The organism is Streptomyces sp. SID12501 (assembly GCF_010550245.1).
Taxonomy (GTDB): Bacteria; Actinomycetota; Actinomycetes; order Streptomycetales; family Streptomycetaceae; genus Streptomyces.
In genome coordinates this window covers 1-431 of the sequence record NZ_JAAGLU010000714.1, presented here as the reverse complement: position 1 = coordinate 431, position 431 = coordinate 1, and the positions used below count along the sequence as shown (strand labels likewise).

Sequence of the window (431 nt, the reverse complement as noted above, 5' to 3'; positions counted from 1 at the left end):
CTCGTCCATCAGGAGCCGGGCCGCTGCCACCGACGTCTCGTCGACCCGCTCGCGCAGCTCCAGCCAGGCCAGCGACCGCAGGATCCGTACCTCGGGGATCACGGCTCCGCCGGCCTGCCGGTGCAGTTCCAGGGACCGCCGGTACGCGGCGACCGCCTCCTCCACCAGTCCGGCGTCGGAGAGGCAGTCGGCGGCCGACTGCGCGAACTCCGCCTGCGGCCGCGGGTCCTCCCACTCCTTCACCAGCTCGGCCGCCAGCAGGTACTGCTCCGCCGCCGGGCGGGACTCGCGCAGGTCCCGCAGCAGGTCGCCCAGCAACTCCCGGGCCGCCACCGCCTGGCTCTCGCCGTGCTCCAACAGGTCGGGCAGCGTCGACTGGAGCACCTCCGCCGCGTCCGCTGTGCGGTCCTCCTGCGCGTAGGCGCGGGCCA

General features: G+C 74.9%; 1 pseudogene. It reads right to left on the bottom strand.

From position 1 onward, the window contains the following. A pseudogene (locus tag G3I71_RS48065) lies at positions 1 to 431 on the bottom strand (tetratricopeptide repeat protein); the annotation flags it as partial.